At 60.0% G+C, this 22,826-nt stretch carries 24 protein-coding genes; 6 read left to right on the top strand and 18 right to left on the bottom strand.

The genetic code is table 11. The features are described 5' to 3' along the window. Positions 1-55 precede the first annotated feature (55 nt). From dxs to RB216_RS25930, 5 genes are all read right to left on the bottom strand, one after another. Positions 56-1,954: a 1-deoxy-D-xylulose-5-phosphate synthase gene (gene dxs / locus RB216_RS25950; protein WP_028618103.1), complete on the bottom strand. Its 1,899-nt coding sequence runs from the start codon at positions 1,952-1,954 to the stop codon at positions 56-58. Between the two features lie 110 nt (positions 1,955-2,064). Beyond that, positions 2,065-2,952, bottom strand: coding sequence for a (2E,6E)-farnesyl diphosphate synthase (gene ispA / locus RB216_RS25945; RefSeq protein ID WP_028618102.1), 888 nt, complete (start codon positions 2,950-2,952; stop codon positions 2,065-2,067). Continuing rightward, positions 2,949-3,191, bottom strand: a complete 243-nt coding sequence (locus tag RB216_RS25940; protein WP_003176346.1) for an exodeoxyribonuclease VII small subunit — start codon at positions 3,189-3,191, stop codon at positions 2,949-2,951. The genes ispA and RB216_RS25940 overlap by 4 nt, the downstream gene beginning before the upstream one ends. A 158-nt stretch (positions 3,192-3,349) precedes the next feature. Next, positions 3,350-3,727, bottom strand: coding sequence for a MerR family transcriptional regulator (locus tag RB216_RS25935; RefSeq protein ID WP_236317678.1), 378 nt, complete (start codon positions 3,725-3,727; stop codon positions 3,350-3,352). Next, the gene (locus RB216_RS25930; protein ID WP_308908044.1) at positions 3,666-4,310 is read right to left on the bottom strand and encodes an NAD(P)H-dependent oxidoreductase; all 645 of its coding nucleotides are present in this window, start codon (positions 4,308-4,310) and stop codon (positions 3,666-3,668) included. Before RB216_RS25930 ends, RB216_RS25935 begins: the two co-directional genes overlap by 62 nt. Before the next feature lie 186 nt (positions 4,311-4,496). Between RB216_RS25930 and RB216_RS25925 the strand changes: the two genes are divergently transcribed. Beyond that, a complete protein-coding gene (locus RB216_RS25925) occupies positions 4,497-5,528 on the top strand; it encodes a PDDEXK nuclease domain-containing protein (protein WP_308908043.1) in 1,032 nt (343 codons plus the stop codon). 15 nt (positions 5,529-5,543) lie between these two features. Here the strand turns inward: RB216_RS25925 and RB216_RS25920 are convergent, their stop codons facing one another. From RB216_RS25920 to ycaC, 3 genes are all read right to left on the bottom strand, one after another. Next, complete coding sequence (locus RB216_RS25920; protein ID WP_028618099.1) at positions 5,544-5,978, bottom strand: hypothetical protein; 435 nt, start codon at positions 5,976-5,978, stop codon at positions 5,544-5,546. 29 nt (positions 5,979-6,007) lie between these two features. After that, complete coding sequence (locus RB216_RS25915) at positions 6,008-6,574, bottom strand: hypothetical protein (RefSeq protein ID WP_028618098.1); 567 nt, start codon at positions 6,572-6,574, stop codon at positions 6,008-6,010. 150 nt (positions 6,575-6,724) lie between these two features. Next, positions 6,725-7,357: an isochorismate family cysteine hydrolase YcaC gene (gene ycaC, locus RB216_RS25910; RefSeq protein WP_016978556.1), complete on the bottom strand. Its 633-nt coding sequence runs from the start codon at positions 7,355-7,357 to the stop codon at positions 6,725-6,727. A gap of 453 nt (positions 7,358-7,810) precedes the next feature. Between ycaC and RB216_RS25905 the strand changes: the two genes are divergently transcribed. Then, a complete protein-coding gene (locus RB216_RS25905; protein ID WP_028618097.1) occupies positions 7,811-8,047 on the top strand; it encodes a hypothetical protein in 237 nt (78 codons plus the stop codon). 274 nt (positions 8,048-8,321) lie between these two features. Here the strand turns inward: RB216_RS25905 and RB216_RS25900 are convergent, their stop codons facing one another. The 9 genes from RB216_RS25900 to exaC form a co-directional block, all read right to left on the bottom strand. Continuing rightward, positions 8,322-9,098 carry a LexA family transcriptional regulator gene (locus tag RB216_RS25900; RefSeq protein ID WP_068937062.1) on the bottom strand — a complete coding sequence of 259 codons (777 nt, stop codon included), beginning with the start codon at positions 9,096-9,098 and terminating at the stop codon, positions 8,322-8,324. 214 nt (positions 9,099-9,312) lie between these two features. After that, positions 9,313-9,840, bottom strand: a complete 528-nt coding sequence (ppa, locus tag RB216_RS25895) for an inorganic diphosphatase (RefSeq protein ID WP_003219382.1) — start codon at positions 9,838-9,840, stop codon at positions 9,313-9,315. Between the two features lie 109 nt (positions 9,841-9,949). After that, positions 9,950-10,765, bottom strand: coding sequence for a M90 family metallopeptidase (locus RB216_RS25890; RefSeq protein ID WP_028618094.1), 816 nt, complete (start codon positions 10,763-10,765; stop codon positions 9,950-9,952). Positions 10,766-10,771: 6 nt separating this feature from the next. Then, on the bottom strand, positions 10,772-11,428 hold the full coding sequence (locus tag RB216_RS25885; RefSeq protein ID WP_122683552.1) for a DedA family protein: 657 nt from the start codon (positions 11,426-11,428) through the stop codon (positions 10,772-10,774). A gap of 284 nt (positions 11,429-11,712) precedes the next feature. Next, a complete protein-coding gene (locus tag RB216_RS25880; protein ID WP_017735604.1) occupies positions 11,713-12,171 on the bottom strand; it encodes a GNAT family N-acetyltransferase in 459 nt (152 codons plus the stop codon). Between the two features lie 92 nt (positions 12,172-12,263). After that, on the bottom strand, positions 12,264-13,097 hold the full coding sequence (gene eutC, locus RB216_RS25875) for an ethanolamine ammonia-lyase subunit EutC (protein WP_028618092.1): 834 nt from the start codon (positions 13,095-13,097) through the stop codon (positions 12,264-12,266). Continuing rightward, positions 13,094-14,488 carry an ethanolamine ammonia-lyase subunit EutB gene (locus tag RB216_RS25870; protein ID WP_028618091.1) on the bottom strand — a complete coding sequence of 465 codons (1,395 nt, stop codon included), beginning with the start codon at positions 14,486-14,488 and terminating at the stop codon, positions 13,094-13,096. The genes eutC and RB216_RS25870 overlap by 4 nt, the downstream gene beginning before the upstream one ends. A 52-nt stretch (positions 14,489-14,540) precedes the next feature. Next, complete coding sequence (eat, locus tag RB216_RS25865; RefSeq protein WP_028618090.1) at positions 14,541-15,974, bottom strand: ethanolamine permease; 1,434 nt, start codon at positions 15,972-15,974, stop codon at positions 14,541-14,543. Positions 15,975-16,053: 79 nt separating this feature from the next. Then, on the bottom strand, positions 16,054-17,574 hold the full coding sequence (exaC, locus tag RB216_RS25860) for an acetaldehyde dehydrogenase ExaC (protein ID WP_028618089.1): 1,521 nt from the start codon (positions 17,572-17,574) through the stop codon (positions 16,054-16,056). 271 nt (positions 17,575-17,845) lie between these two features. On the opposite strand from exaC, the gene RB216_RS25855 reads away from it, so the two are divergent. The 4 genes from RB216_RS25855 to RB216_RS25840 are packed head-to-tail and all read left to right on the top strand — an operon-like array spanning position 17,846 to position 22,054. Beyond that, a complete protein-coding gene (locus RB216_RS25855) occupies positions 17,846-19,744 on the top strand; it encodes a sigma-54-dependent Fis family transcriptional regulator (RefSeq protein WP_028618088.1) in 1,899 nt (632 codons plus the stop codon). Positions 19,745-19,801: 57 nt separating this feature from the next. After that, positions 19,802-21,151, top strand: coding sequence for a UDP-N-acetylmuramate:L-alanyl-gamma-D-glutamyl-meso-diaminopimelate ligase (mpl, locus tag RB216_RS25850; RefSeq protein WP_122683554.1), 1,350 nt, complete (start codon positions 19,802-19,804; stop codon positions 21,149-21,151). Continuing rightward, positions 21,148-21,777, top strand: a complete 630-nt coding sequence (gene ubiX / locus RB216_RS25845) for a flavin prenyltransferase UbiX (protein WP_028618086.1) — start codon at positions 21,148-21,150, stop codon at positions 21,775-21,777. Before mpl ends, ubiX begins: the two co-directional genes overlap by 4 nt. Then, entirely contained in the window at positions 21,770-22,054 is a 285-nt protein-coding gene (locus tag RB216_RS25840) for a YceK/YidQ family lipoprotein (RefSeq protein ID WP_028618085.1), read from the top strand. The genes ubiX and RB216_RS25840 overlap by 8 nt, the downstream gene beginning before the upstream one ends. A 110-nt stretch (positions 22,055-22,164) precedes the next feature. Here the strand turns inward: RB216_RS25840 and RB216_RS25835 are convergent, their stop codons facing one another. Next, positions 22,165-22,806, bottom strand: a complete 642-nt coding sequence (locus RB216_RS25835) for an oxidoreductase (RefSeq protein WP_068937066.1) — start codon at positions 22,804-22,806, stop codon at positions 22,165-22,167. Positions 22,807-22,826: the final 20 nt, after the last annotated feature.

Here is a 22,826-nt window from a genome sequence, read left to right as displayed (position 1 = left end):
GTTGAATGTGCGGCCGCTATCGCTGGCAAGCCAGCTCCTACAAGTGTTCGGGGTGTTACAGGCGGAGTAGTGCCATGCGCTCGCGCACTGACGCTTCAATGCCGACCTCATCCAACCCGCATTCCGCCAGCATCTGCGCAGGCTTGGCGTGCTCGACGTACACATCCGGCAGGCCCAGGTGCAGCACCGACTTGAGGATATTCTCCCGCGCCAGGAACTCGCTGACGGCCGCACCGGCACCGCCCATGATGGCGTTTTCTTCGACGGTCACCAGCAGCTCATGGCTGCCGGCAATCTCACGCACCAGGTCTTCATCCAGCGGTTTGACGAAGCGCATGTCGACCACGGTAGCGTCGATTTTCTCGGCTACTTTCAGCGCTTCCGCCAGTTGCACGCCGAACACCAGGAACGCAGTCTTGCTGCCTTGGCGACGCACGATGCCCTTGCCGATCTCGATAGGCTCAAGGTCTTTCTCGATCACTGCATTCGGGCCATTACCGCGTGGGTAACGCACAGCCGCCGGGCCGTTGTACAGGTGGCCGGTGCTGAGCATCTTGCGCAGTTCGTTCTCGTCGCTCGGTGTCATCACCAGCATGCCGGGGATGCAACGCAGGTAAGACAAGTCGAAGCTGCCGGCGTGGGTCGGGCCGTCTTCGCCCACCAAACCAGCGCGGTCGATGGCGAACAGTACGTCGAGGTTCTGCACTGCCACGTCATGTACCAACTGATCGTAACCGCGCTGCAGGAAGGTGGAGTAGATCGCCACCACCGGCTTGGCGCCTTCACAGGCCATGCCGGCGGCGAAGGTCACCGCGTGCTGTTCGGCAATCGCCACATCGAAGTAGCGCAGCGGGAAACGCTCGCTGAAGGCTACCAGGTCGGAGCCTTCCTTCATCGCCGGGGTAATGCCTACCAGGCGCGGGTCGGCGGCGGCCATGTCGCACAGCCATTCGCCGAACACACCGGAATACTTCGGCCCGCTGGCCTTTTTCGGCGCAGCGGCGGGAGCGTCAAGCGGTTCCAGCTTGGTGATGGCGTGGTAGCCGATCGGGTCGACTTCCGCCGGGGCGAAGCCTTTGCCTTTCTTGGTGACGATATGCAGGAACTGTGGGCCCTTGAGGTCACGCATGTTGCGCAGCGTGGCGATCAGGGTGGGCAGGTCGTGGCCGTCGATCGGGCCGATGTAGTTCCAGCCCAGCTCTTCGAACAGGGTGCCCGGTACCAGCATGCCCTTGGCATATTCTTCGGTACGGCGGGCAATTTCCCACGCGCCAGGCAGACGCGAGAGCACCTTCTTGCTGCCTTCGCGCATGCTGGCGTAGGTGCGGCTGGAGAGGATCTTGGCCAGGTAATTGGACAGGCCACCGACATTGCGCGAGATCGACATGTCGTTGTCGTTGAGGATCACCAACATGTTGGCGTCCACTTCCGGCGCATGGTTCAGCGCTTCGAACGCCATGCCGGCGGTCAGCGCGCCATCACCAATGACCGCAATCGCCTTGCGATCGCTGCCTTGCAGGCGGGCGGCAATCGCCATGCCCAGCGCGGCACTGATGGAGGTGCTGGAGTGGCCGACGCCAAAGGTGTCGTACTCGCTCTCGGCGCGGCGCGGGAAGGCGGCAATGCCGTCCTTCTGGCGCAGGGTGCCCATCTGCTCGCGGCGCCCCGTGAGGATTTTATGCGGATACGCCTGATGGCCCACGTCCCACACCAGCCGGTCATCCGGGGTATCGAATACGTAATGCAGGGCGATGGTCAGCTCGATGACGCCCAGGCCGGCACCGAAATGCCCACCGGTCTGGCCGACCGTGTAGAGCAATTCCAGGCGCAACTCATCGGCCAGGGTTTCCAGCTCGGCTTCACCCAGTCGACGCAGGCCGACCGGCGTGACAGCACGGTCAAGCAGGGGCGTGGACGGGCGCTTGCGGGGAATCTCTTGAAACGTCGTGGGCATCAGGCGAATCGTTATAGGTATAGAAGAGGCGGCAGTTTACCTCAAGCATCGCAAACTGCCCACGCAGAGCACCGAACTTGGCCGATATGCGGCCGCAAAGGCCGCCGTTATCAGTGCCGACGTTCGACGATATACCGCGCCAAGTCACGCAGTGGCTCTGCTGCCGCGTCGAAAGGTCGCAGGGCGTTCAGGGCCTGGTCACGCAGTTCCAGGGCATAAGCCTTGGCGGCTTCCAGCCCAAGCAGTGCCGGATACGTCGGTTTGTCCCGTGCGATATCGGCGCCTTGGCGTTTGCCCAGGGTGGCCGTGTCACTTTCTACGTCGAGAATATCGTCCTGCACCTGGAACGCCAGGCCGATGGCCAGCGCGTAGGTCCTCAACGCCGTCAACTGAGCGCCTTCGGCACGCCCACTGGCCAGCGCGCCCAGATGCACGGCGGCTTCGATCAAGGCGCCGGTCTTGTGGCGGTGCATGTACTCCAGGGCTTGTTGATCGAGCTTCTGGCCGACCGAACCCAAGTCGATGGCCTGGCCACCCACCATGCCGGCCGGACCCGCTGCCACGGCCAGCGCCGTGACCATGCGCAAACGGATCTCGGCGTTGACGCTGCTCAGCGTCGGGTCCAGTAGTGCGCTGAACGCCAGGCTTTGCAGGCCGTCGCCGGCGAGGATCGCGCAGGCTTCATCAAAGGCTTTATGGGTGGTTGGCTGGCCGCGACGCAAATCGTCGTCGTCCATCGCCGGCAAATCGTCATGCACCAGGGAATAGGCGTGGATCAACTCCACCGCACAGGCCGCGCCATTGGCCTGCTCGGCGTCTGCGCCCAAAGCTTCGCACGCCGCATACGCAAGCAACGGACGCACGCGCTTGCCACCATTCATCACGCTGTAGCGCATGGCTTCGTAAAGACGCTTGAGTTCGGGGCTTGGCGCAACAAACAAGGGTTCCAACGCCGCATTGACCCGGGCTTGGCTACTGGCCTGATACGCGTCGATCATTCGGGCTGTTCCGCATCGAAAGGTTCTTCGGCCAACTCCCCGTCACGTTCCAGCAGCACCTGCACCTTCTGCTCCGCCTGCGCCAAGGCGCTCTGGCAGTCGCGGGTCAGGCCGATGCCTTGCTCAAACGCCGTCAACGAGTCTTCCAGCGACAACTCGCCGTTCTCCAGACGCTCGACCAGGGTTTGCAGGTCGGCGAGGGATTGTTCGAAATCGAGTGCAACTTTTTTGCGGGCCATGGCGGCTATTCCGGTAGACGGTAAACCGGCGCGACACTAGCAGACATGGGGATTCTGGGCAAATGAGTGGGGGAGGGTGTTCAGGCGGTGAGCCGAATAAGCGCCCTATTCGGCTCATCAAATGAGCCGAATACCCATTTTATTCGGCTCACCGCCGGTCAGGATCTGTGCGCCATTGACGAGCACTGTTCTTGTGATGTTTTCAACTGTGCTTCAAATGTCTGCAATCCCACGTGCATTTCCTGTAGCGCGGCAATTTTCAGGGCTAGTTCCTGCTTCTTGTCTGCGATTGCCTGGTCCGCCCGCTCCCAAGGCAATCCATCGCCTATGTGGCCTGCAAGAATTTCCTGCAACTCCTTGAGCTTGAACCCCAATTGCTGCGCGCACTTGATAAACATCAGCAGCTCAACGTTTTGCGCCGAATAGACCCGGTATTGGCCCTGACGCTGTGGCGCAGGCAGCAGCCCAATTGCCTCATAGTGACGAATCGCCTTGATGGTCGTGCCCGACAACTGCGCGGCTTTGCCGATGTACATGAAAACTCCTTTTTTCCGTTAAAGCGCCGGCCTGTTTCAGCCATGTATCCCGCTGCGCCGCAGTGGAGCCCAGCACCGGCCCTAACAGCAGCGTCTTTGCAGTCTTGACACCACAAAGCCCCAGCGTGGTCTTGCGCATCTGATGAATGCCCGGCATGCGATAGAACCAACGGTAATACCATGGCGGCGTGTCCAGGGTCACCAGTAAATGTGCCGTTCGGCCGTGGAGCAGTTTGTCAGGAAAAGCCTTGCCCGCTCGGTATTTAAAGGCAAAACCGGGTAGGAAGATTCGGTCGATAAAACCCTTCATCAACGCCGGGATGCCACCCCACCAGATCGGGAAAATAAATGTCAGGTGAGTGGCCCAGAGAATGTCGGATTGCGCGCTGAGCAGGTCGGGCTCCAGCGGCTGAATCCGGGTGTAACCGTGATGAAGGACGGGGTCGAAAGCCAAGTCGCCCAAGCGTAGGACACGTACTTCATGGCCGGCGGTTTTTGCCGCCTGGATGTAGGTATAGGCCAGGGCTGAACAAAAGCTGGAGGCGGAAGGATGGCCGAGGATCACCAGGGTACGCGGGGTCATGGGGAGGTCCTGAACAGGGCGTTCCAGGGTAAAGGCTGCTGTATAGGGGAGAGTCAAGTCAGTAGTCCGCAATGGCCAGCAGGACGTTTCTGTAGTTATTGAAGGGTCCTTCTTGGAACGACCTTCGCCCCTTGTGACAGTCAATGTGCCTGACTAGCCTGCCTCAAAACTCCAGAGTGACATGGCATGAGCGAACCCTGTATCGGCTTGACTACACCTCCAGCGGGCTACAGTGACTGGCTGACCGACCTGAAAGGCCGTATTCATGCGGCGCAACAGCGCGCAACACTGGCAGTGAATCGGGAATTGGTATTGCTCTATTGGCAGATCGGCCACGACATTTTGACCCGCCAGGCGGAGCAGGGCTGGGGCAGCAAAGTCATAGATCGACTTGTCCAGGATTTGCGTGCGGCCTTTCCACGAATGAAGGGTTTTTCGCCGCGTAATCTCAAGTACATGCGTGCTTTTGCCGAGGCGTGGCCAGATGCTGAATTTGTGCAACAGGCTGCTGCACAATTGCCTTGGGGCCACAATGTGGTGTTGCTCGACAAACTCCCCGGCCCCGAAACCCGCCGCTGGTACATAGCCCAGGCGATAGAGAACAACTGGTCGCGTAACTCGCTGGTGATGCAAATCGAAAACCGCTTGTTGGAGCGCAGTGGCAAGGCGGTCAGCAACTTCGAGACCCACCTGCCCAAACCACAATCCGACCTGGCGCGTGAGTCGCTGAAAGACCCTTACCGTTTTGACTTCCTCAGCCTGGCCCTGGACGCGCAGGAGCGCGACATAGAAAACGCCTTGATCAAGCACGTCACCGACTTTTTGTTGGAGCTGGGCGCCGGTTTCGCCTTTGTCGGCCAGCAAGTACTGCTGGATGTCGGAGGCGATGAGTTCTTTGTCGATCTGCTGTTCTATCACGTGAAGCTACGCTGCTATGTGGTCATCGAACTGAAAGCCGGCAAGTTCAAACCCGAGCACCTGGGGAAGCTGAGCTTTTATCTGGCTGCCGTCGATGCCCAGCTTAAACATCCACAAGATGGGCCCACCATCGGCCTGCTGTTGTGCAAGAGCAAGAACGAAGTCGCCGCCGAATATGCGTTGCGCGATAACAATCGACCGATTGGTGTAGCGGAATATCAACTGGTTGAGTCGTTGCCCGCAGAGCTGCGAACCAGCCTGCCAAGCATCGAGCAGATCGAGCGGGAGCTGGCGGGTTAAAACCGACTGATAGCCTCAAAACCCCGGCGGAATATACCCCGGCACAAATGGCACATTCAGGCACTTGCCATGCAGGATCCGGCCATCCTCAATCCGGAACAGCACGATCTTCTTCGCCTTATCCACCGTGGCTTCCAGCTTGCAATCCGAACTGTGCCCGACCTGCTGGTAATACTCCGTGTACACCATCCCGTTCCCGGTGTGATTCATTGAAGTCCCGGCGGCTTCAGTGGTCGTCCATGAAGAGGATTTGTGCCAGGTCATCACCACCTGCGTGTCGCCATTGGGCGCATTCTGCTTCTTCATCGAGTCGGGCTTGCCGAATAAATCCAGCGCCTCTTGCACGTCACGGCCTTCCCAGCGCGACTGTGCAATCAAGTGACACCCGTTTATAAACAGCACGGCGGGCAACAAAAGCCCAGCCAGCAACAGCCTTGTCCATGTAGGCATCGTGAATCCTTCTTGTAGGTGAGTGTTGCTCAGCGCTTGTTGCCCAGCATGTCGTCGAGGTCATCGATCATCTGGCTCTTCTCCTGAGTCGGCCCCAACTGCTCGAACATGGCCTTGGTGGTCTGGATCATCTGCAGGTGGGTCATCTTGCCCATGGCGATGGTGTCCTTGCTCTTGCCCGGTTCGCAGACATACGCGAGCGTGCGGTCGAGCCAGAACTCCTTTGGCGTCTGCCACGTGTTGGAGACTTTCAAGTGCGTAAGGGTGTAGGAAAACGGTGCAACCGACTGGCCATTGAGAAAGCGCACCTTGCGCGTGGAGCACTGCACTTCGATGTTGTACACATCGATCATCGGCTTGCCCGGTTCTTCATACACCACCGTGACGGCCACCAGTTTCGCGCCCTTGTTGTGGTTCGACGGCACCACGGAGGTACGGTCGGCCACATACATCACATTTTTATGGGCGCGGCCGCTGCCGTAGATGATCGACCAGTCGCCGATCGGTGTTTCTTCATCGGCCACTACCGACGTTGTGTTGATCAGCAAGACGGGCAGCAGTGCCAGGCAGCGTCCGACTTTGGTTAAGGTATTCAATAGCGTCCTTCCTTGAGGCTCGAAATAAGCGAAGGACTTTAGTGGTGAGGCGGTGCCGTCACAATTAGGGCGAGTGTGCTAATGGCGCATTGCTAGTTAACCAAAAAAAGCCTGCGTTTTAAGGCAGGCTTAGTGTGTGCAGCGGTTGAGTTAGTCCTTACGCGCCGTCAACGCCGAGTAACCATTCATCAAGTTGCGATAGTTGGGAATGCGCTGGGACAACAGGTTCCCCAGGCCTTCGATATCGTTGCGCCAGTCGCGGTGCAACTCACACGCCACCGAGAACCAGTTCATCAACTGCGCACCCGCTTGCGTCATCCGGCTCCACGCCGCCTGCTGCACCGTGGTATTGAACGTGCCCGATGCATCGGTCACCACAAACACCTCAAACCCTTCCGCCAGCGCCGACAAGGTCGGGAACGCCACGCACACATCCGTCACCACGCCCGCAATGATGATCTGCTTACGACCAGTGGCCTTGATCGCCTTGACGAAATCTTCGTTGTCCCACGCATTGATCTGGCCTGGGCGGGCGATGTAGGGCGCGTCCGGGAACATCTCTTTCAGCTCTGGCACCAGCGGGCCATTTGGGCCTTGCTCGAAGCTGGTGGTGAGGATAGTCGGCAGGTTGAAGAACTTGGCCAGGTCGGCCAGGGCCAGCACGTTGTTCTTGAACTCGTTGGGCGAGAAGTCCTGCACCAGGGAAATCAGGCCGGTCTGGTGGTCGACCAGCAGAACAATGGCGTCGTCTTTGTTGAGGCGGTTGTAGGTTGCAGTGCTCATGGTTGAATCCTTTTATGTTTAGGTTGGTTGGGCGTTGCGTTCAACATGGGCACAGATTAATGGGTGGGGGTCGGGGGATAAATCGGGTGAAACCGGTAATACCGTCAACTCAGAGGTGACAATGGTTGGAGGGCCAGCAGTATCAGTCCCTTTCATTTGAAGGACGTTTCCGAGAGAATCCCAAGCGCATTGCGCCAGCGGGAGTGCGTGACTAGGCTGCGGGTCGTCATTGGTTTATTCAGTGATCGGGTTTAGTCGCCCGGACTTCGCTAGGCGCACGCGCCATCCCAAAGACAGGTGTCTTCTCACCTGCACTTTATGGTGGCTGTGCGCAGGGCACCTCCGGGTGCGCCGGTGCCTAGCGGCCGGTCGACTAACCTGCGTACAGCCGCCACCTCTACTCGTTTAGTCGCGAAAAGACGGTGGTATTCACTTACCGCTAGATGTTTTGCTATGGATAACGATTGTTCGGATTCACGCTCGTCGCGTGCAGCCAACCCATTTGTAGTCAATGAAGAACTGAGCTTTGAGGATGCCTGGGTGCGTGTGGCGGAGTTGCTGCAGTGTGCGGTGGCTACGTCACAGGTACTTGGGGAACCGCTGGGTGCGCCACAGAGGGCGGTGATGCATTTGGTGGAGTTGGCGAAGATGGTGGCGGATCGGGCGGTGGAGTGTTTGCAGCCTAGCTAAACTGCCCGCTTTGGGTCATTCAATTGTCCAATAGCCTGTTGGACAATTGACTTGGGTTTCTTGCAGACATTAAAAAGCCGGCTTGTGGCCGGCTTCTCGGGGACTGCTTCAGCTTGTTTTTGACAAGCCTCACCAGCCTTCAAATCGCTCAGCCCACGTTGCGTCGGGCTGAATAGTAGGGGCATCAGCGGGAACTCCTCCGCATCGCCGAGCAGGGTGAATAGCCTAAAGCCACCCCCTGCCAAATGTGCGGCGCATGATACCCACATTCACCTCAAATGCCCACCTCCGGATCCGATTTAGAGCCTTCCCAGCCCAATAAGTGCTCATCCAGCGGCACGGGCGGACGTCGGTTATTCAGCGTGGACCACCAGAACACCCACCCCACAATCTGGAAGTTCTGCTCAAACCGTTGCTCGTACGTCAGGTACTCGTCGGGATGTTCACCGGCATTGTGGCTACGCATCCTCAACCCACCGCCAGGTCGGTTGTAGAGGTATTTGATGCGCAGCATGCCGTCGTGTTCTACGGCATAGATCTCGCCGTCGATGATTTGGGTGCGGCCTCGGTCGATGGCGAGGGTGGCGCCTTGTTGGATGATGTCGATCATGCTGTTGTCGACCATGTAGGCGCACAGGGCGCGGTCGGGTTTGACGGTGAGGGCTTGCAGGATGTGCAGGGTGACGCGGATGCGTTCGGTGGAGATGAATGAGGGGTGGAGGTCGATCTCCACGTCGATTTTTTCTGGATGACAGGCGGGGCCTGTGAGGTATTTGCCGCTTCCTTCGCGGGTGGTGGGCAGTCCTTTTCGGGTCGTCGGGCCTTCCAGCAGGAAGTTGGCCGGTGGGTGTTTGGGGCCTTCGCCGGTGCGCAGCCAACGGCTGGAGATGCACAGCAGTTCTGCGATCTCGTTGAGTCGGCCCATGGGTACACCGCGCTTGAACCAGTTGTTCACGTGTTGAGGCGTGACGCCGCGGTTCTTGGCGAAGTCGGAGGCGGAAAGATGGACTTCCCGCAGTAGCGCTTTTAAACGATCACCTGATGTATTCATAAACACAAAGCTTACTGACCGGGAAAACAGATCAAATAAACCATGCGTTGAGTTGGTCATGTAGGTCTTTGCTTAGTTGTAGTCTGATACGTCGGATTAAAACTTAAATTAAACATCTTCTATAAATAAATGAACTTGCTGTTTAATTTTTCCCACAAAAAAAGCCCCGAATGATCGGGGCTTTTTCAATTGCCGGGGCAATGAGGAGCGGGTATCAGCCTTTGTAGGCAGCGACCGACTTCAGGATCTCGGCGCGGGCGGCATCTGCGTTGCCCCAACCGTCGATCTTCACCCATTTGCCTTTTTCGAGGTCTTTGTAGTTCTCGAAGAAGTGTTTGATCTGCTCCAGCAACAGGGGCGGCAGGTCGGTGTATTCCTTCACGTCCACGTACAGTTGGGACAGCTTGTCGTGTGGCACTGCGATAACTTTGGCATCGCCGCCGCCGTCGTCGGTCATGTTCAGGATGCCGACTGGGCGCGCGCGGATTACCGAGCCTGGGGTAACCGGGTAAGGGGTTACGACCAGCACGTCGAGGGGGTCACCGTCGTCGGCCAGGGTGTTGGGGATGAAACCGTAGTTGGCCGGGTAGAACATCGGGGTGGCCATGAAACGGTCAACGAACAGGCAGTCGCTGTCTTTGTCGATTTCGTATTTGATCGGCGCGTGGTTGGCCGGAATCTCGATGGCGACGTAGATGTCGTTCGGCAGGTCTTTGCCAGCCGGAATCTTGCTGTAGCTCATTGGGCGTTGCCCCCGTTAATTGGCCATTAAACATGGCCGGATTGGCCTAAAAGTGGCGGCGATTATAGGCACATTCTGACGCCGATGCCATGCGCCAGACGTCGTACGGTCATTCGTCTTGTGGCTGGTAGCGCGGGTCGCTGGCTTGCAGTTGGGTGAGGCGGGCCAGCGGATCCTGGCGATAGAAGCGGCTGAGTTGCGCGTACACCTGGGGATAGTGGCTGACCAGCAAATCCGGGGCGCTGAAAAAATATTCGCTGGTGACGGCAAAGAATTCAGCCGGGTTTTCGGCGGCGTAGGGGTCGATCTCAGTCTCGGCGTCCGGGTTGGCGTCCAGCTGACGGTTGAGGTCGTCGTAGGCGCTCTGCATCACGCTGGCCCATTCCTGCACGCGCATGTCGTTGTGCAGCGGCGGCAGGCCGTTGGCGTCGCCGTTGAGCATGTCGAGCTTGTGTGCCAGTTCGTGAATGACCAGGTTGTAGCCTTCCCAGTTGCCACTGGCCAGCACACCGGGCCAGGCGAGGATCACCGGGCCCTGTTGCCAGGCTTCGCCGCTGTGTTCGCCGTCCCATTCGTGTTCGATGCCACTGCTGTCGCGATGGCGCTGCGGGCTGACGAAGTCGTCGGGGTACAGCACGATTTCGTGGAAGCCCTGGTACCAGTCGAGGTCACCCAGATTCATCAGCGGCAGTTGCGCCTGGGCGGCGAGCAGCAGGCGTTGTTCCTGGTGCAGTTCGACGCCGGGCAGGGCGGTCAGGTGTTTTTCCGCAAGAAACACCACGCAGGCTTCGCGCAGCCACTGGTCCTGCTCGGCACTGATGCCGTCGAGGAAGGTCAGGTGGTGGCGCACCCGCTGCCAAGTGTCTTCGGCAATCGGGTGCTTGGCCAGCAAGCGCCGGCGACGCCAGGCGCTGAGGGACCACATCGCAGGTTACTGCGGCTTGGCTTCGGAGGATGTGCTGCCAAACCGGCTGCGGAACACACCAATGATCATCGGCACCAGCGAGAGCAGGATGATGAACACCACCAGCAGCGACAGGTTTTTCTTGATAAAGGGCACGTTGCCGAAGAAGTAACCCAGGGTCACCAGGCCACCGACCCACAGGATGGTGCCGAATACGCTGAAGCCGAAGAAGCGCGGGTAGGGCATTTTCGCGATGCCGGCAACGAACGGCGCGAAGGTGCGCAGGATCGGCAGGAAGCGCGCCAGGGTTACGGTTTTGCCGCCGTGCTTGTCATAGAAGTCGTGGGTCTTTTGCAGGTAGTCGCGGCGGAAGATTTTCGAGTTCGGGTTGCTGAACAAGCGTTCTCCTGCCGTTCGTCCAATTACATAATTGGTGCTGTCGCCCAGGATCGCCGCCAGCATCAGCAGGCCGGCCAGCAGCACCGGGTCCATGCCGCCGCCTGCGGCCACGGCGCCGGCGATGAACAGCAACGAATCACCCGGCAGGAACGGCATGACCACCAGGCCGGTTTCGCAAAAGATGACCAGGAACAGAATGGCGTAGATCCACGGACCGTAATTGGTTACCAGCAGGTCGAGGTAGACGTCGAGATGCAGGATAAGGTCGAGCGGGTTGAAATCCATGGATGGCACCTGTGTGAGTGGCCCGGCTCAGCAGGCCTGTGCGGAAGCTCGGGTAATAAGGCTACAAGTGTATGCCGCAATTCTTACAACCCTGAAAGGTCCGCATTATACGGATTGAGCGGTGAAAAGCGTGTTGGTTTTGTAGCGGGGGATGTCGCAATGCCGCGGCGGTCGCTGCTCACCTGTAGGCGCTGGCTTGCCAGCGATGCAGGCGCCTCGGTGTAGCAGTGAGACCGAGGTGATGCTATCGCCGGCAAGCCGGCTCCTGCAGGTGATGGGGGTGTTCAGTCTTCGCTGATCGGCAATACGTAGTTCTTGAACTCCGTATCTTCGCGAAACCCAATCGACTCATAGGTCTTCTGCGCCACTTCATTGTCGCTGCTGGTCGATACCCGCAACCGTACCGCGTGGGTCTCTTTGGCCATTTTTTTCGCCGTGCGCATCAGGTTATCCGCCACCAGTTGCCGGCGTGCGTCTTCAGCCACATAGATGTCATTGAGGATCCACACCCGCTTGAGCGACAACGACGAAAAGCTCGGGTACAGCTGGCAAAAGCCCAGCAGTTTTTTGTCGTCATCATCCGCCAGAGCCAGGTAAATCACCGATTCCTTGCGGCGCAGGCGCTTCTCCAGAAAGGCCCGTGACGAATCCGGGAAGGGCAAGGCCCCGTAGAACTCACGGTATTTGACGAACAGCGGGGTCAACAGGTCCAGGTGTTCCAGGGTCGCTTGAGTAATCCGCATGCCAGGCCTCAACTTCCAAATGGGGTATGACCACACAAGCGGCCGTGACTCGATGCTGCCTAATGGCGCGAAAAAGCGCAATCGTGCCGCGATCAGTCATCCGGTGAACTGAGCAGGAAATTGCCTTTCATCAGGTCCGGATCATCCGATTCAATGGTCTGGACCTGCGCCTCGTCCTTGAGATTGACCCCCGACAGCTGGCGACGACACGCCTCTCGCATCAAGTACAGCAAACGGTGGGCGGCCATGCCATAGCTCAGGCCTTCCAGGCGCACATTGGAGATGCAATTGCGATAGGCGTCGGTGAGGCCGACCTTGGGGTTGTAGGTGAAGTACAGCCCCAGGCTGTCCGGTGAACTGAGCCCCGGCCGTTCGCCGATCAGGATCACCACCATCTTGGCACCAAGCAATTGCCCGATTTCATCGGCCACCGCCACGCGGCCTTGTTCCACCAGGATGACCGGCGACAAGGACCAACCTTCCCCGTGGGTTTGTTCTTCCATGCGTGTCAGAAAGGGCAGGGTATGTTTATGCACGGCCAGGGCGGATAAACCATCGGCCACCACCACGGCTAAATCCACGCCGCCGGGGTTGGCTGACGCATGGTCGCGCAGCGCTTGGGCGGATTCATCACTCAGGCGCCGACCCAAGTCCGGGCGTTGCAGGTAGCTGTGTCGGTCGGCAGCGGCACTGTGCAGCAACAGCGATTCACGCCCGCGCTCGGCCAGCTGGCTGCTGAGGCCCGCATGGTCAAAAGGTAAATGCACCGCGTCCCGCGCCTGGGCGTGGGCAAACTGAAAATCCAGCTGCGCATTGGTAGGAATGCTGGTGCCGGTGCGGCCCAGGGCAATGCGCGCCGGGGTCAGGCGGCGCAGTTCCAGCCAGGGGTTGTCAGGCAGGTCGAGTTGCACGGGCGGCTCCTTCATCCCAGTTGCGCCAAAGCTTGGCGAAAGGCCGGTGGCAGGCTGTTGCCGAAGTGCACCTTGCCGTCGGCTTGCGTGAAAATACCCATTTTTGCCAGCCACTGTTCAAACTCCGGCGCCGGTTTTAAACCCAATGTTTGCCGGGCGTAGAGCGCGTCGTGGAACGAAGTGGTTTGGTAGTTGAGCATGATGTCGTCGGAGCCGGGGATGCCCATGATGAAGTTGATCCCGGCCACGCCCAGTAGGGTCAGCAGGGTGTCCATGTCGTCCTGGTCGGCTTCGGCGTGGTTGGTGTAGCAGATGTCGCAACCCATGGGCACGCCGAGCAGCTTGCCGCAGAAGTGGTCTTCGAGGCCGGCGCGGATGATCTGCTTGCCATTGTAGAGGTACTCCGGACCGATAAATCCTACGACGGTATTCACCAGAAACGGTTTGAAATGTCGGGCTACCGCGTAGGCGCGGGTCTCGCAGGTTTGTTGGTCGACGCCAAAGTGCGCATTGGCCGACAAGGCGCTGCCCTGGCCGGTCTCGAAATACATCAAGTTCTGGCCCAACGTGCCGCGATTGAGGCTTAAACCCGCCTCGTAGCCTTCCTGCAACACGCTCAGGCTGATGCCGAAACTGGCGTTGGCCGCCTCGGTGCCGGCGATCGACTGGAATACCAGATCCAGCGGCACGCCACGGTTGATGGCCTCGATGGAGGTGGTGACGTGGGTGAGTACGCAAGCCTGGGTCGGAATCTCATAGCGCTGAATGATCGCGTCGAGCATCTCCAGCATGGCGCAGATCGAGGCGATGCTGTCGGTGGCCGGGTTGATGCCGATCATGGCGTCACCGTTGCCGTAAAGCAGGCCGTCCAGAATGCTCGCGGCGATGCCCGCCGGTTCGTCTGTAGGATGGTTCGGTTGCAGGCGTGTGGATAAACGCCCGCGCAGGCCCATAGTGCCGCGAAATTGCGTGACCACGCGGATCTTCTGCGCCACCAGCACCAGGTCCTGTACGCGCATGATCTTGGACACGGCGGCGGCCATCTCTGGTGTCAGACCTGGCGCCAAGGCGCGTAAGGAATGTTCGTCGGCCGCATCGCTGAGCAACCAGTCGCGCAGACCGCCCACGGTCAAGTGGCTGACCGCGGCAAACGCTTGTTTATCGTGGGTGTCGATGATCAGGCGGGTGACTTCGTCGCTTTCGTAGGGGATCAGCACTTCTTGCAGGAAGTGCTTCAGCGGGATATTTGCCAGCGCCATCTGCGCCGCCACCCGCTCACCGTCGTTCTGTGCTGCGACGCCGGCCAGAAAGTCCCCGGAACGCGCGGGGCTGGCCTTGGCCATCACATCCTTGAGGCTGTCAAAACGGTAGGTTTGTGCACCGACCGCGTGGGAAAAGCTTGCCATACAGTGTCTCCTTGACGACGCGGGCGACTGCCCGCGTCGAGGTTTACGGCAGTTAGTGCAAGGCGGCCTCTGCGGCCTGGATCGCCGCGAATTCTTCTTCAGGCGTGCCTGCTACCAAGTGATGCCGGCTGTAGAAAGCAAAGTAAGCAATTAATACTCCATAGATGATCGCGGCGCCAATCACCACCCGTGGATCCACCAGAAAGCCCGCTACCACGGCCACGCAGGCCAGCACCAGCGCAACGCCGGAGGTAAAGATGCCGCCCGGTGTGCGGTACGGACGGTCCATTTTGGGGCGACGGATGCGCAGGGTGATGTGCGCGGCCATCATCAGCACGTAGGAAATGGTTGCGCCAAACACCGCCACCAGAATCAGCAGGTCACCCTGGCCGGTCAGCGACAAGCCAAAGCCGATGATGCCGGGGATCACCAAGGCCAGTACCGGCGCCTTGCTTTTATTGGTCTGGGACAGTTTGCGCGGCAGGTAGCCGGCGCGGGACAGTGCGAAGATCTGCCGCGAATAGGCGTAGATGATCGAGAAAAAGCTCGCGATCAGGCCCGCCAGGCCGACCAGGTTGACGAAACTGCCCATCCAGGTCGAGCCGCCGTAAGACAATGCCAGTGCTTCAACCAGCGGGTTGCCGGATTTGATCAGCGCGTAAGTACCCGCGCCGCCCGGTGCAATCACGAGGATAAGCAGGGCAAAACTGGTCAGCACCACAATGGCGCCGATCAGGCCGCGAGGCAGGTCGCGTTTTGGGTTCTTGGTTTCTTCGGCGGCCAGGGGCACACCCTCTACCGCGAGGAAAAACCAGATGGCATAGGGAATTGCGGCCCACACACCTACATAGCCAAACGGCAGGAAAGTGCTGGCGCCCTTGGCCTCGGTCACCGGAATGTCCAACAGGTTGGCGACATTGAAGTGCGGCACCATCGCGACCAGGAACACACCCAATGCAATTGCGGCCACGGCGGTGATCACAAACATCAACTTCAGGGCTTCGCCCACGCCAAAAATGTGGATGCCGATAAAGATGATGTAGAACGCCAGGTAAATCATCCAGCCGCCGATACCGAACAGCGACTCGCAATACGCGCCGATAAACACCGCGATGGCGGCGGGGGCGATGGCGTATTCGATCAGGATCGCAGTGCCCGTGAGGAACCCGCCCCACGGCCCGAATGCGCTGCGGGCAAAACCGTAGCCGCCGCCAGCGGTAGGAATCATGGAAGACAGTTCGGCCAGGGAAAAACACATGCACAGGTACATGGTGGCCATCAGCAATGTGGCGAGGAACATCCCGCCCCAGCCGCCTTGGGCCAGGCCAAAGTTCCAGCCGGCGTAGTCGCCGGAGATCACGTAGGCAACGCCGAGGCCGACCAGCAACACCCAGCCGGCGGCGCCTTTTTTCAGTTCGCGTTGTTGGAAGTATTGAGAGTCGACTTTTTCGAAGTCGACGGAGGATCCAGTAGGTTCGCTAGGCATGAGAAGTACCGTCCGTTCTTATTGTTTTGGTTGAGCGCGAACAGGCGTGGGCACCGGTGGACCGGTGCCCACGAGAGGGTCAGAAGAACCCGAGTGGATTAATGTCGTAACTCACCAGCAAGTTCTTGGTCTGCTGGTAGTGATCCAACATCATCTTGTGCGTCTCACGGCCCACGCCGGACTTCTTGTAACCACCAAACGCGGCATGCGCCGGGTACAGGTGATAGCAGTTGGTCCACACGCGGCCCGCCTTGATCGCGCGGCCCATGCGGTAGGCGCGGTTGATGTCGCGGGTCCACACGCCGGCGCCCAGGCCGAACTCGGTGTCGTTGGCAATTGCCAGGGCTTCGGCTTCGTCCTTGAAGGTGGTGATGCTCACCACCGGGCCGAAGATTTCTTCCTGGAATACGCGCATTTCGTTGGTGCCCTTGAGCAGGGTCGGCTGGATGTAATAGCCGCCGGCCATGTCGCCGGTGAGCTTCTCGACCTTGCCGCCGGTCAGCAGTTGCGCGCCTTCGCCTTTGGCGATTTCCAGGTAGGACAGGATCTTGTCGAACTGCTGCTCGGACGCCTGGGCGCCGACCATGGTGTCGGTGTCCAGCGGGTCGCCGCGTTTGATCGACTCGATTTTCTTCATCACGACTTTCATGAAGTCGTCGTAGATCGATTCTTCCACCAGCGCACGGGAAGGGCAGGTGCACACTTCACCCTGGTTGAAGAACGCCAGCACCAAGCCTTCAGCGGCTTTCTCGATAAAGGATGGCTCGGCTTTCATGATGTCGGCGAAGAAGATGTTCGGCGACTTGCCGCCCAGTTCCACGGTGGACGGAATGATGTTCTCGGCCGCCGCATGCATGATGTGCGAGCCGACGGGCGTCGAGCCGGTGAAGGCAATCTTGGCAATGCGCTTGCTGGTGGCGAGGGCTTCGCCGGCTTCTTTGCCGAAGCCTTGAACCACGTTCAACACGCCAGGTGGCAACAGGTCTCCGATCACCTCCAGCAGCACGGTGATGCCCAGCGGGGTTTGCTCGGCGGGCTTGAGCACCACGCAGTTACCGGCGGCCAGGGCCGGCGCGAGTTTCCACGCGGCCATCAGGATCGGGAAGTTCCACGGGATGATCTGGCCGACCACGCCCAGCGGTTCATGGAAGTGGTAGGACGCGGTGTGTTCGTTGATTTCGGCGCTGGTGCCTTCCTGGGCGCGGATGCAGCCGGCGAAGTAGCGGAAGTGGTCGGCGGCCAGTGGGATGTCGGCGTTGAGGGTTTCACGCACGGCCTTGCCGTTGTCCCAGGTTTCGGTGATGGCCAGCAGTTCGAGGTTCTGTTCGATGCGGTCGGCGATTTTCAGCAGGACCAGCGCGCGGTCCTGGGCCGAGGTCTTGCCCCAGGCGTCGGCGGCGGCATGAGCGGCATCCAGGGCCTTGTCGATGTCTTTGGCGGTGGAGCGCGGGAATTCGGCGATTGCCTTGCCATTGACCGGCGAGGTGTTGGTGAAATAGTTGCCATCGACCGGCGCAACGAACTCGCCACCGATGTAGTTGCCGTACTTGGCCTTGAACGAAACGATGGCGCCTTCAGTACCGGGGTGTGCGTAACGCATGGTGGGTATCTCCTGGCTTTTATGTTTATTCGGAGTGCAGCGCTGCTGCGCTTACAAAGCGTAGAGCAAAGGTTGGGCCACCGCTTCGCCCGCCAGGTAAATCAACGGGTTAGGCTTTGTAGCAAGGCGTTGCTGTGGCAGGCGCGATACAGGCGATGTGACAGTTTGTGCCGCAAACGGTACAGCCTGTGACCGGTGGGTCGCCCTGGGATTGCATTGGCTGGATGGCTGGGGGATGCTGGCAGTTCTCACGCAGGGAGAATAATAAGAAATGCACAACGATCATTTCAGTCGCCATGCCCAGCAAGTCCTCACCGTGGCGCATGGCCGCGACCCATCCAGCGATCCATCCATCGCCCGCTCCTGGCTGCGTTGCCTGGAGGACTACCACCTCGACCCTGCGCAAACCATTGCACCCACTGTGCTTGAACATGGTCGCTTGCTGGAAAGCCGCGAGCGTCTGCAGCAAGTGCTGCACATCGCCGGCAGCGAGATGAACAGCCTGCATCAACAGCTCTCGGGCGCCGGCCATGCGGTGTTGCTCACGGATGCGCGCGGGGTGATCCTCAACTGTGTTACCGCGCCGTCCGAGCGCAAGATTTTCGAGCGCGCCGGGTTGTGGCTGGGTGCGGATTGGAGCGAGGCCTGCGAAGGTACCAATGGCATCGGCACCTGCCTGGTGGAGCGCCAATCCCTGACCATTCATCGTGACGAACACTTCCGTGGCCGGCATACCGGGCTGACCTGCTCGGCGAGCCCGGTGTTCGACCCTCATGGGGATCTGCTGGCGGTGTTGGATGTGTCCTCGGCGCGGGAGGCGGTGTCGCGCCAGAGCCAGTTCCACACCATGGCGCTGGTGAACCTGTCGGCAAAGATGATCGAGAGTTGTTACTTCCTGCGCCATTTCGAAAACCATTGGCTGTTGCGTTTTCACCTGCAGGCCGAGTCGGTGGGGCTGTTCAGTGAAGGGCTATTGGCGTTCGATGGCGAAGGGCGAATTTGCGCAGTGAACCAAAGTGCCCTGAACCTGCTTGGGCAGTTGCGGGGCGGTTTGCTGGGACAGCCTGTGGAGGGGTTTTTCGACTGTTCCCTGGATCAATTGCTCGGCCGCGCCAGCGCCAATGCCACGGCCAGTTGGCCATTGCGCACCCGCGATGGTCGACAACTGTTTGCCGCATTGCGCGGGCAAGTGCGCAGCGTACCGGCGCCTTTCATCAAGCCTGCGCCTGCGCCGTTGCCCGGCATTTGCCTGGGCGATCCGACGCTGCAACAAGATTTTCGCAAGGCGCTGCGGGTGTTCGAACGCGATGTCCCGTTGTTGATCAACGGCGAAACCGGTTCCGGCAAAGAAGCCTTCGCCAAGGCGGTGCACCTGGCCAGCCAACGTGCCGACAAGGCGTTCGTCGCACTCAATTGCGCCGCCATCCCGGAAAGCCTGATCGAGAGCGAGCTGTTCGGCTATCGCGGCGGCAGCTTTACCGGCGCGCGCAAAGAGGGCATGCAAGGCAAGTTGCAGCAAGCCGACGGCGGCACCCTGTTCCTCGATGAAATCGGCGACATGCCCCTGGCGTTGCAAACCCGGCTGTTAAGGGTGCTGGAGGATCGGCTGGTGGTCCCGCTCGGCGGTGAGCCCCAGGCGGTGAACGTACGAATTATCAGCGCCACCCACCGGAATTTGCTGGAGCGTGTGCAGGACGGCAGCTTCCGCGAAGATTTGTATTACCGGCTCAATGGCCTGGAAGTCGGCTTGCCGCCTTTGCGCGAGCGTAGCGATAAGTCCCAGCTATTGGATTTCCTGCTGGCCCAGGAGGCCAATGGTGAGTCGGTCGCCCTCGACCCGTCGGCGCGTGGGGCGTTGTTGGCGTTTGCCTGGCCGGGTAACGTCCGGCAGTTGCGCACGGTACTGCGCACCCTGGTGGCGCTGTGTGAGGGTGGGCGTGTCGGCCTGGAGGATTTGCCCGCGCAGATTCGTCAGGCCCGACCCGTGTCGGTCACGCAGGCCAAATCGATGGAATCGCCGTTGGAAGACGCCGAGCGCCTTGCATTGCTCACTGCTTTACAGCAACAGCGTTGGCACATGACGCACACGGCAGAGCAACTGGGCGTCAGCCGCAACACACTGTATAGAAAGCTGCGCAGGCACGGCATCGCACGTCACGCCCTCAGCTAAAGGGTGCGATTTTCGCCCCCCTGCGCTAACCTGCCTCGATGTTTTACGAGGTCGACTATGCACATTCATATTCTCGGTATTTGCGGCACGTTCATGGGCTCGATGGCAGTACTGGCCAAAGAGCTGGGCCATCACGTGACAGGCTCCGACGCCAATGTCTATCCGCCCATGAGCACGCAACTCGAGGCCCAGGGCATCGAGCTGACCCAAGGCTACGACCCATCGCAATTCGATCCGGTCCCGGACCTGGTGGTGATCGGCAACGCTATGTCGCGTGGCAACCCGGCGGTCGAATACGTACTCAATAAAGGTTTGCCTTATGTGTCCGGCCCGCAGTGGCTGGCCGACCATGTGCTGCAAGGCCGCTGGGTACTCGCGGTTGCGGGCACTCATGGCAAGACCACCACCAGCAGCATGCTGGCCTGGGTGCTGGAACATGCGGGCATGAGCCCGGGCTTCCTGATCGGCGGTGTACCGCAGAACTTCTCGGTGTCGGCGCGCCTGGGCGATACGCCGTTCTTTGTGATCGAGGCGGATGAATACGACAGCGCCTTCTTCGACAAGCGTTCCAAGTTCGTTCACTACCGCCCGCGCACGGCGATCCTGAACAACCTGGAATTCGATCACGCCGACATCTTCCCCGATCTGCCGGCCATCGAGCGTCAGTTCCACCATTTGGTGCGCACCATTCCAAGCGAAGGCTTGGTGATCCACCCGACCACCGAACCCGCCTTGCAGCGTGTGATCGAGATGGGCTGCTGGACCCCGGTGCAAACCACTGGCGCGGGCGGGCAGTGGCAGGTCAAGCTGCTCAGCGAAGACGGTTCCAGATTTGAAGTGCTGTTCGAAGGCCAAGCCCAAGGCATCGTCGAATGGGACATGACCGGCCAGCACAACGTCGCCAACGCCTTGGTCACCCTCGCAGCTGCGCGACATGTAGGCGTGGTGCCGTCCATGGGCATTGCAGCGTTGAGCGCTTTCAAAAGCGTGAAGCGCCGCATGGAAAAAGTCGCTGATGTGAATGGGATTACCATTTATGACGACTTTGCCCACCACCCCACGGCCATTGCTACTACGTTGGATGGCCTGCGCAAACGGGTCGGTAATGCGCCGATCATCGCGATTGTCGAGCCGCGCTCCAACTCCATGAAGCTCGGTGCCCACCGCGATGGCCTGCCGGAAAGCGTCAACGATGCCGACCAAGTGGTCTGGTACGCGCCGGCCAACCTCGGTTGGGACCTGCCGGCGATTGCTGCCCTGTGCACTGTGCCGTCCATCGTCTGCGACTCCATCGAAGGCATCATTGAACACGTCAAGCATCAGGCCAAGCCGGGCACCCACGTGGTGGTCATGAGCAACGGCGGTTTTGGTGGCCTGCACGGCAAACTGGCCGAGGCGCTGAAATGAGTGGCCCGGAACGCGTCACGCTGGCGATGACCGGCGCCTCCGGTGCGCCTTATGGTTTGCGCCTGCTGGATTGTCTGGTGCGTGAAGACCGTGAGGTGCACTTCCTGATCTCCAAGGCCGCGCAACTGGTGATGGCCACCGAGACCGACGTGGCGCTGCCGCCCAAGGTACAGACGATGCAGGCCTTCCTCACCGAATACACCGGTGCGGCGGCGGGGCAGATCAAGGTGTATGGCAAAGAGGACTGGATGTCGCCCGTGGCGTCTGGTTCGGGTGCGCCGGCAGCGATGGTGGTAGTGCCGTGTTCCACCGGAACCCTGTCGGCGATTGCCACGGGTGCCTGCAACAACCTGATCGAGCGCGCAGCGGACGTGACCTTGAAGGAGCGCCGCCAGTTGATCCTGGTGCCCCGTGAAGCGCCGTATTCGAGCATTCACCTGGAGCACATGCTCAAGCTGTCGAACATGGGCGTGACGATTTTGCCGGCCTCGCCGGGTTTCTATCACCAGCCGCAGACCATCGATGACCTGGTGGATTTTGTGGTGGCGCGCATTCTCAACCTGCTGAACATTCCCCAGGACATGCTGCCGCGTTGGGGCGAGCACCATTTGAGCAGCGATGAATAAGGCGCTGCTGATCGTGCTGGCGCTGCAACTGACGGGCTGCGCCACGGCGCGCACGTTGGACGCGGCGCAACCTGGCGCGCCGGTGGTGTATGCCGGCACGCGGTTGGATTTGTATGCAATGAATGGCGGTTGCTGCGCCAAGGACCGATTTGGTGCCGAGGCGCCGGCTTATCCCGGTGTGGATCTGCCGGCGAGTGCGTTGCTCGATACGTTGTTGTTGCCGCTGTCGGTGTTGACGGTGTTGGGCGTTGGCTTCAACGCCACAGGCGGTTTGTAGGAGCGAGCTTGCTCGCGAAGATCGTTAAGGAAAGCGCGGGTGTCCTGGAAGAACTCGGCGCCTGGGCGTTCTTCGCGAGCAAGCTCGCTCCTACAGGTATTTGAAACCTATTATTTACCTAGCTTGCGCAACTCATCCGACTCCACCACCCGCACCCCATCCTGCTCTTCCAGCGCCAGGCGCCACATGGCCCGGGCCAGTTCGCACACTTCGATGCCACGGTATTTGCCGGGAATCAGCTTCGACAACGGCCCGGCCAGTTGTTCGGCCAAGCGCGGTTCCAGCCGTTCCCCCAACAGCAACGATGGCCGCACGATGGTCAGTTGTGGCCAGTCCTGGGCTTTCAACGCCTCTTCCATTTCCCCTTTGACACGGTTGTAGAAGATCGAGGATTTCGGGTCGGCGCCAATCGCGCTGATCACGATCAGGTGGCGTGCGCCCATTTCCCGCGCGCGTTTGGCGAAGGCCACGACCATGTCCAGGTCGACGGCGCGAAAAGCCGCTTCGGAACCCGCCTGTTTGAGGGTAGTGCCCAGGCAGCAGAAGGCGATATCCACCTGGCCGCTCAGTTGCGGCAGGAACACTGCCGGGTCGCCCACCGGGTTTTCCAGGTGCGGGTGTTCGGCCAGTGGCTTGCGGCTGGGCGCGAGCACCCGGGTCACGGTAGGTTCGTTGAGCAGGCGGTCGAGCAGGTGTTCGCCGGTGAGGCCAGAGGCGCCAGCGAGCAAGATATGCTGCGGTGTCAGGTACATGGTGTTTCCCCCTCGTTACA

This window comes from Pseudomonas canadensis (assembly GCF_030980095.1).
Classification (GTDB): Bacteria; Pseudomonadota; Gammaproteobacteria; order Pseudomonadales; family Pseudomonadaceae; genus Aquipseudomonas; species Aquipseudomonas canadensis.
Note: the sequence above shows the minus strand (reverse complement) of the source record. Positions and strands in the feature narration are given on the sequence as shown.

Bases quoted from the DNA above. Each gene is read 5' to 3' on its own strand.
- RB216_RS25855 (WP_028618088.1), top strand. From the start codon at position 17,846: ATGCACAACGATCATTTCAGTCGCCATGCCCAGCAAGTCCTCACCGTG.
- ppa (WP_003219382.1), bottom strand. From the start codon at position 9,840: ATGAGCTACAGCAAGATTCCGGCTGGCAAAGACCTGCCGAACGACATC.
- mpl (WP_122683554.1), top strand. From the start codon at position 19,802: ATGCACATTCATATTCTCGGTATTTGCGGCACGTTCATGGGCTCGATG.
- RB216_RS25835 (WP_068937066.1), bottom strand. From the start codon at position 22,806: ATGTACCTGACACCGCAGCATATCTTGCTCGCTGGCGCCTCTGGCCTC.
- RB216_RS25935 (WP_236317678.1), bottom strand. From the start codon at position 3,727: ATGTACATCGGCAAAGCCGCGCAGTTGTCGGGCACGACCATCAAGGCG.
- eat (WP_028618090.1), bottom strand. From the start codon at position 15,974: ATGCCTAGCGAACCTACTGGATCCTCCGTCGACTTCGAAAAAGTCGAC.
- RB216_RS25885 (WP_122683552.1), bottom strand. From the start codon at position 11,428: ATGGATTTCAACCCGCTCGACCTTATCCTGCATCTCGACGTCTACCTC.
- RB216_RS25920 (WP_028618099.1), bottom strand. From the start codon at position 5,978: ATGCCTACATGGACAAGGCTGTTGCTGGCTGGGCTTTTGTTGCCCGCC.
- ispA (WP_028618102.1), bottom strand. From the start codon at position 2,952: ATGATCGACGCGTATCAGGCCAGTAGCCAAGCCCGGGTCAATGCGGCG.
- RB216_RS25940 (WP_003176346.1), bottom strand. From the start codon at position 3,191: ATGGCCCGCAAAAAAGTTGCACTCGATTTCGAACAATCCCTCGCCGAC.
- RB216_RS25890 (WP_028618094.1), bottom strand. From the start codon at position 10,765: ATGTGGTCCCTCAGCGCCTGGCGTCGCCGGCGCTTGCTGGCCAAGCAC.
- RB216_RS25905 (WP_028618097.1), top strand. From the start codon at position 7,811: ATGGATAACGATTGTTCGGATTCACGCTCGTCGCGTGCAGCCAACCCA.
- RB216_RS25925 (WP_308908043.1), top strand. From the start codon at position 4,497: ATGAGCGAACCCTGTATCGGCTTGACTACACCTCCAGCGGGCTACAGT.
- eutC (WP_028618092.1), bottom strand. From the start codon at position 13,097: ATGAAGGAGCCGCCCGTGCAACTCGACCTGCCTGACAACCCCTGGCTG.
- RB216_RS25840 (WP_028618085.1), top strand. From the start codon at position 21,770: ATGAATAAGGCGCTGCTGATCGTGCTGGCGCTGCAACTGACGGGCTGC.
- RB216_RS25900 (WP_068937062.1), bottom strand. From the start codon at position 9,098: ATGAATACATCAGGTGATCGTTTAAAAGCGCTACTGCGGGAAGTCCAT.
- ycaC (WP_016978556.1), bottom strand. From the start codon at position 7,357: ATGAGCACTGCAACCTACAACCGCCTCAACAAAGACGACGCCATTGTT.
- RB216_RS25870 (WP_028618091.1), bottom strand. From the start codon at position 14,488: ATGGCAAGCTTTTCCCACGCGGTCGGTGCACAAACCTACCGTTTTGAC.
- RB216_RS25930 (WP_308908044.1), bottom strand. From the start codon at position 4,310: ATGACCCCGCGTACCCTGGTGATCCTCGGCCATCCTTCCGCCTCCAGC.
- RB216_RS25880 (WP_017735604.1), bottom strand. From the start codon at position 12,171: ATGCGGATTACTCAAGCGACCCTGGAACACCTGGACCTGTTGACCCCG.
- ubiX (WP_028618086.1), top strand. From the start codon at position 21,148: ATGAGTGGCCCGGAACGCGTCACGCTGGCGATGACCGGCGCCTCCGGT.
- exaC (WP_028618089.1), bottom strand. From the start codon at position 17,574: ATGCGTTACGCACACCCCGGTACTGAAGGCGCCATCGTTTCGTTCAAG.
- dxs (WP_028618103.1), bottom strand. From the start codon at position 1,954: ATGCCCACGACGTTTCAAGAGATTCCCCGCAAGCGCCCGTCCACGCCC.